This window comes from Aeromonas sp. ZOR0001 (genome assembly GCF_000801015.1).
Classification (GTDB): domain Bacteria; phylum Pseudomonadota; class Gammaproteobacteria; order Enterobacterales; family Aeromonadaceae; genus Aeromonas; species Aeromonas veronii.
The window spans coordinates 65026-70744 of record NZ_JRJY01000051.1 but is presented as its reverse complement, the minus strand read 5'-3'; the positions used below and the strand labels follow the sequence as shown (position 1 = coordinate 70744).

7 protein-coding genes are annotated in these 5719 nt (G+C 58.9%); 1 reads left to right on the top strand and 6 read right to left on the bottom strand.

What is annotated here, in order from left to right; genetic code table 11:
- Nucleotides 1-232: 232 nt before the first annotated feature.
- The 5 genes from mdh to L972_RS07080 all read right to left on the bottom strand — a co-directional run bounded on the left by mdh (nucleotide 233) and on the right by L972_RS07080 (nucleotide 4212).
- Nucleotides 233-1168: a malate dehydrogenase gene (gene mdh, locus L972_RS07100; RefSeq protein WP_047437024.1), complete on the bottom strand. Its 936-nt coding sequence runs from the start codon at nucleotides 1166-1168 to the stop codon at nucleotides 233-235.
- Between the two features lie 221 nt (nucleotides 1169-1389).
- Nucleotides 1390-2052 carry an arginine ABC transporter permease ArtM gene (artM, locus tag L972_RS07095; protein ID WP_005348902.1) on the bottom strand — a complete coding sequence of 221 codons (663 nt, stop codon included), beginning with the start codon at nucleotides 2050-2052 and terminating at the stop codon, nucleotides 1390-1392.
- 3 nt (nucleotides 2053-2055) lie between these two features.
- Nucleotides 2056-2706, bottom strand: coding sequence for an arginine ABC transporter permease ArtQ (gene artQ, locus L972_RS07090; RefSeq protein ID WP_042059654.1), 651 nt, complete (start codon nucleotides 2704-2706; stop codon nucleotides 2056-2058).
- A 3-nt stretch (nucleotides 2707-2709) separates the two neighbouring features.
- Nucleotides 2710-3447: a transporter substrate-binding domain-containing protein gene (locus L972_RS07085; RefSeq protein ID WP_047437020.1), complete on the bottom strand. Its 738-nt coding sequence runs from the start codon at nucleotides 3445-3447 to the stop codon at nucleotides 2710-2712.
- 24 nt (nucleotides 3448-3471) lie between these two features.
- Nucleotides 3472-4212 carry an ATP-binding cassette domain-containing protein gene (locus tag L972_RS07080; protein WP_047437018.1) on the bottom strand — a complete coding sequence of 247 codons (741 nt, stop codon included), beginning with the start codon at nucleotides 4210-4212 and terminating at the stop codon, nucleotides 3472-3474.
- A gap of 201 nt (nucleotides 4213-4413) precedes the next feature.
- Between L972_RS07080 and argR the strand changes: the two genes are divergently transcribed.
- Entirely contained in the window at nucleotides 4414-4884 is a 471-nt protein-coding gene (gene argR, locus L972_RS07075) for a transcriptional regulator ArgR (RefSeq protein ID WP_005340378.1), read from the top strand.
- A gap of 89 nt (nucleotides 4885-4973) precedes the next feature.
- Here argR and L972_RS07070 read toward each other — a convergent pair.
- Nucleotides 4974-5719, bottom strand: a 746-nt coding sequence (locus tag L972_RS07070; RefSeq protein WP_047437034.1) for a Dyp-type peroxidase, incomplete at its 5' end; no start/stop codon positions are given.

Here is a 5719-nt window from a genome sequence, read left to right as displayed (position 1 = left end):
GCCGATGCCCTTGCTGCAGGCGCATCGCTCGATACGGCAGCCGATACCGCCTCGGCACCATAGAGGGGCGCGGTGAATGCACCGACAAGAACGAGAAGGGTAAGGGGTTTCATCATAAGGATCTCCTGCTGCACTCTGTTATCGGCACCAACCCCCATCCCCTTAGCCTGCCGGGCGGATCTCATCAATACAAAAGGGAGCCGAAGCTCCCTTGTTGGCACAGTTGACCCGCTTACTTGACGAAATCGACGCCCAGCTGGATATCAGCTTTCAGAGTAGCCAGCATGCCTTCCATCGCTTCCTGCTCGAAGGCGCTCAGCTTGCCGTAATCCAGTACGGTTTCGACGCCGTTCTTGCCCAGCAGTACCGGCTGCGCGAAGAAGGTGGCGTGCTCGCCGTTGCCTTCCACGTAGGCGCACTCGACAACGTTGGCTTCGCCCTGCAGCCCCTTGATGAGGGAGAGACCGAAACGGCAAGCCGCCTGACCCATGGAGAGGGTTGCGGAACCGCCACCAGCCTTGGCTTCAACCACTTCGGTACCGGCATTCTGGATGCGCTTGGTCATGGCTGCCACTTCTTCAGCAGTGAAGGAGGCGCCTTCAATCTGGGAGAGCAGCGGCAGAATGGTGACGCCACTGTGACCACCGATCACATTGACGCGAACCTTGTCGATGTTCAGCCCTTTGGCAGCGGCCACGAAGGTCTCGGCGCGGATCACGTCCAGGGTGGTGACACCGAACAGGCAACGCTTGTCATAGACACCGGCTTTCTTCAGCACTTCGGCGGCGATAGCCACAGTGGTGTTGACCGGGTTGGTGATGATGCCGATCAGTGCTTTCGGGCAAGTGGCCGCGCACTTCTCGACCAGATTCTTGACGATACCGGCGTTGATATTGAACAGGTCGGAGCGATCCATCCCCGGCTTGCGTGCCACACCGGCGGAGATCAGCACCACATCGGCCCCAACCAGCGCAGGAGTCGGATCTTCACCGCAGAAGCCCTTGATGGCGATGTCGGTAGGAATATGACTGAGGTCAACGGCCACACCCGGGGTGACCGGGGCGATGTCATACAGGCTCAGCTCGGAGCCAGCCGGCAGACGGTTTTTCAACAGCAGAGCGAGGGCTTGACCGATGCCACCAGCGGCACCCAGAACGGCAACTTTCATGATCAACTCCATGTTTAAGCGTAGGTTTAAGGTTGTTTGTTGTTGTGCGCCCAACCTTAATGGATCCCCCCATAAAAAACAATCTGATAACAGTTGCAGTCACGGGTTCTGTGAGCCACGAAACATGCGGGAGCAAAAATTGGAGGGAAATACAAAAAGTTGGAGGAGAAGCACAGTTTTTCTGCACTTCTCCTTACCATAAAGAGGTAGATCTGAGGGTCTCAGGATTGGAATGCCAGCGCCCGCTTTTCACACCAGCGAAAACCAATTGTTAACAATCCGTTCATCGCCAGATAAAGCCCGCCAGCCACCCCGAACACAGCCAGGGTATCGTAGGTCTGGGCATTCAGCCCCTGCGCCAGCCCCATGATGTCCATGATGGTGATGGTACTGGCGAGAGAGCTCCCCTTGAGCACCAGGATCACCTCGTTGGAGTAGGCAGGCACCAGATGACGGGCGGCGTGGCGCACCTTCATCCACAAGGTCTGGCGGCCGTTAAAGCCAAGCGCACGACACGCCTCCACCTCACCAGCCGGGATGGCATCGAGCGCCCCCTTGAACAACCGGGTGGAGTAGGCCGCCGTGTTGAGGCCCAGCGCCAGCACGGCGCAGAACCAGGGCTGCTTGAGCAGCGGCCAGAGCGGGCTGGCTTTCAGCCACTCAAACTGACCTGGCCCGTAGTAAATCAGGAAGATCTGAATGAGCAGCGGCGTACCGGTAAAGAGCAGCACCCACAGCTGCACCAGCTGGGTCGCCACCGGCAGGCGCAGCTCCAGCACCCAGGTCATCAGGGCTGCCAACACAATCCCCAGCAGCAGGCTGAACAGGGTCAGTTCCAGCGTGGTGACCAGACCGCCCAGCAACGTAACGAGATACTCTTGCATCAGTTAGCCTCCGTAGCGGCGGGTGTAGCGGGCAGCCAGCCCGAGGCCATATTCACTCACCAGACTGATGGCCAGATAGATGAGGGCCGCAGCGGCATACCAGGTGAAGGGCTGATAGGTACTGGCCGAGGCCATCTGGGCCTGACGCATCATCTCGTTCACCCCGATAAGCGACACCAGCGCGGTATCTTTCAGCAACACCAGCCACTGGTTGCCGAGGCCCGGCAGGGCGTGACGCCACGCCTGCGGCAACACGATGCGAAAGAAGATGTGGCTCTTGCTCAATCCCAGCGCCAGTGCTGCTAATCGTTGCCCGGCAGGCACCGCATTAAGCGCCGCCCGCAGGGTCTGGGTCGCATAGCTGGCGAACAGCAGGGAGAGCGCCAGCACGCCACAGGCGAACGGACTGAACTCCACATACTCGCCAGTGATGAGGAACAGCACCTGGGTCGAGCCGAAGTAGATGAACAGCACCACCAGCAACTCGGGCAGGCCACGGATCAGCGTGGTCAGGGTGGCCACCGGCCACACCAATGCACGCTGCTTGCTGAGCTCGGCGGCACTGAACGCCAGTGCCAATACCATGCCCCCGACCAGTGATGCCAAGGCCAGCCCGAGGGTCATCCAGGCTGCATCCAACAACAGGCTCAACATGGCTTACTGCGCGAAGTATTTGTCGAAGATTTTCTGATAGGTGCCGTTGGCCTTGATTTCGGCCAGCCCCTTGTTCAGCTGGGTCAGCAGCTCCTGATTGCCCTTGGCGACCGCGATGCCAAAGCCGGTACCGAAGTACTTGGCATCGGTCACCGGCGCACCCACCACCGCATACTCCTTGTGCTGCTTCAGCCAATCGGCAGCAACGGCGGTATCGGCAAAGACACCGTCGGTACGGCCATTCATCATGTCGAGGAAGGCGCTCTGGTAGCTGGCGTACGGCACGGTCAGCAGCCCCTTGCTCACCCAGTTATCCACCAGATAGGACTGGTGAGAGGTACCGTTCTGCACACCGACAGTCTTGTCGACCATCTCTTCCGGCCCCTTGAAGGCACCTTTCTTGGCGACGAATACTGCCGAGTTCTCGTAGTAGATGTCGGAGAAATCGACCTGAGCGGCCCGCTCCGGGGTCACGTCCATGGCGGCGATGGCTGCATCATAGCGACGGAATTTCAGGCTGGGGATCAGGCTGTCAAAGGCCTGGTTATGGAAGCTGCACTCCAGCGTGGCCTGCTCGCAGATGGCGCGCGCCAGATCGATGTCAAAACCCTGAAACTCGTTCTTGTCATCCAGGTATTCGAACGGTGCGTAGGTGGCCTCGGTGGCGAACTTGATCTCTTTGGCCATGACGGAGGTACTCAACAGGCCCATGGCAGCAACCAACAACAGACTCTTTTTCATGACAGCTTCCTTATCGATTCAATATCAATGCATCAAGAATTCGGCAAACCGGCTGGTTTGCGGGGATTGGAAAATGGCGGCGGTGCCGGATTCGATGATCCGCCCCCTCTCCAGATAAATCACCTGACTGGCCACCTTGCGGGCAAAGTCGACCTCGTGGGTCACCACCACCTGGGTAATGCCGGTCTGGCTCAGGTTGCGGATGATCTCGGCCACCTCCTTGGTGATCTCGGGATCGAGGGCTGCAGTCGGCTCGTCAAACAGCAACACTTCCGGGTCCATCATCAGGGTACGGGCAATGGCCACCCGCTGCTGCTGACCGCCGGAGAGACGGGCAGGCCAGGCATCGCACTTGTCGGCCAGTTGCAGCTGGGCCAGCAGATAGGCCCCCTTCTCGATGGCGGCCTCCTTGCTCATGCCGAGCACCTTGACCGGCGCTTCAATCAGATTCTCCATCACAGTGAGATGTGGCCAGAGATTGTACTGCTGGAACACCATCCCCACCTTGCGACGCAGCAGTTGGGACTGGCGGTTGAATTCGGCAGCAGAGAGGGAGCTCGGGAAAGAAAATTCACTTTCGCCAATCCGCAGAACACCCGCATCCGGGGTATCCAGCAGGTTCATCATCCGTAGCAGGGAACTCTTGCCAGCACCGCTCGGGCCCAGCAACACCAAGGTTTCACCGGGGGATGTCCGAAAGCTGACCTGTTGCAGAACCGGCACCTTGTGCCAGGACTTCTCGATACCTATTAATTCAATACCCATACAGCCCAATTGAATAAGTTTTCAAAATTTCATCCCGATTCTATCCCTAATAAAGGTTGATGCAAGCCATTTTTGAATCAATATGCAGAACAAGCGCCGCTTCCTTGCAAAAAACGGCATATGAATGCAAAATGGCCCCGCTGTTCGTATCTGCCGCCTGTATCGCACAGGCCGCCACACCTCCTCATTCGTGAGACCAAGATGAAACACAACGACAAGCAAGAAAAACTGGCCAAGGCCTTTAAAGCCTTGCTGAAAGAAGAGCGCTTTGGCTCCCAGGCAGAAATCGTCACCGCCCTGCAAGAGCTGGGCTTCGAGAACATCAACCAGTCCAAGGTATCGCGCATGCTGAGCCGCTTCGGCGCCGTTCGCACTCGCAATGCCAAGATGGAGATGGTCTACTGCCTGCCGGTGGAACTGGGCGTGCCCACCACCTCCAGCCCGCTCAAGAATCTGGTACTGGACGTCGATCACAACGGCGCACTGGTGGTGATCCACACCAGCCCGGGTGCAGCCCAGCTGATCGCCCGCCTGCTCGACTCCCTCGGCAAGGCAGAGGGGATCCTCGGCACCATCGCCGGTGATGACACCATCTTCATCACCCCGACCAGCGACACCGATATCGAAGAGCTCTACCTCTCCGCCCTCGAGCTGTTCGAACAGACGCCGTAATGGCAGCCACCGCCTCATCGCGGTCACGCCAGAACGAAAAATCCCGGCCAAGGCCGGGATTTTGTTTTCTGAGTCTTCGTCAGGCGGGCTTATTTGCCCTGCGCCATCAGAAAACCTTCCGATGGGGCGAAGAAGGCGGCGCCGGTCACTGCTTTGGTGAAACGCAGCAGGTGGTCGAAGTGGCTGCCCTCCCCCTTGTACATGCTGGCCAGCATGGCGTTGAAGTGCTGCGGTGTGCGGCAGCAGGAGATGAAGTAGAGCCCCTGCTCGGTCATGGTGCCCCAGGGCATGCTCTGGCGCAGGATCTCCATGGACTCCCCTTTCGGGGTCTTGAGATTGACCCGCTTGATGTGGGCGGTCAGCGGCTTTGCGGCAGATTCATACTCGATATTGTCGGGCTTGGTACGACCGATAATGTCTTCCTGCTCTTTCTGCGCCAGCTTCTCCCAGTCGCTCATGGCGTGGACCCAGCGCTGGACGTGAATGTAGGAGCCACCGGCAAACTCGCCATCGGCCAGCAACGCCACTTCGGCACGGTGTTCATCCTGCGGGTTCTCGGTGCCATCGACGAAACCGGTCAGGTCACGGAAATCCAGATTGCGGAAACCGCGCACTTCTTCGGCCAGCTCGACCAGTCCGGCCAGCAGCGCCATTACACGGTGACCGGCGTGGTGCAGCACATCCACCCGATCGGCGCGCAGCTGAATAAAGAGATCAAACGGGGTGTTGGGGGCTTCCTGACCGTTGGCGGATTGCGCCATAAAGCTGCGGAACTGGGGCGGACGGGCGGCAGGGTAGAGACCATCCCAGGCATCGGCGCCAACGGCAACCAGAC

What these genes read in the sequence shown, in the direction of transcription:
- mdh (WP_047437024.1), bottom strand. Translation starts at nt 1,168, where the DNA reads ATGAAAGTTGCCGTTCTGGGTGCCGCTGGTGGCATCGGTCAAGCCCTC.
- artM (WP_005348902.1), bottom strand. Translation starts at nt 2,052, where the DNA reads ATGCAAGAGTATCTCGTTACGTTGCTGGGCGGTCTGGTCACCACGCTG.
- artQ (WP_042059654.1), bottom strand. Translation starts at nt 2,706, where the DNA reads ATGTTGAGCCTGTTGTTGGATGCAGCCTGGATGACCCTCGGGCTGGCC.
- L972_RS07085 (WP_047437020.1), bottom strand. Translation starts at nt 3,447, where the DNA reads ATGAAAAAGAGTCTGTTGTTGGTTGCTGCCATGGGCCTGTTGAGTACC.
- L972_RS07080 (WP_047437018.1), bottom strand. Translation starts at nt 4,212, where the DNA reads ATGGGTATTGAATTAATAGGTATCGAGAAGTCCTGGCACAAGGTGCCG.
- argR (WP_005340378.1), top strand. Translation starts at nt 4,414, where the DNA reads ATGAAACACAACGACAAGCAAGAAAAACTGGCCAAGGCCTTTAAAGCC.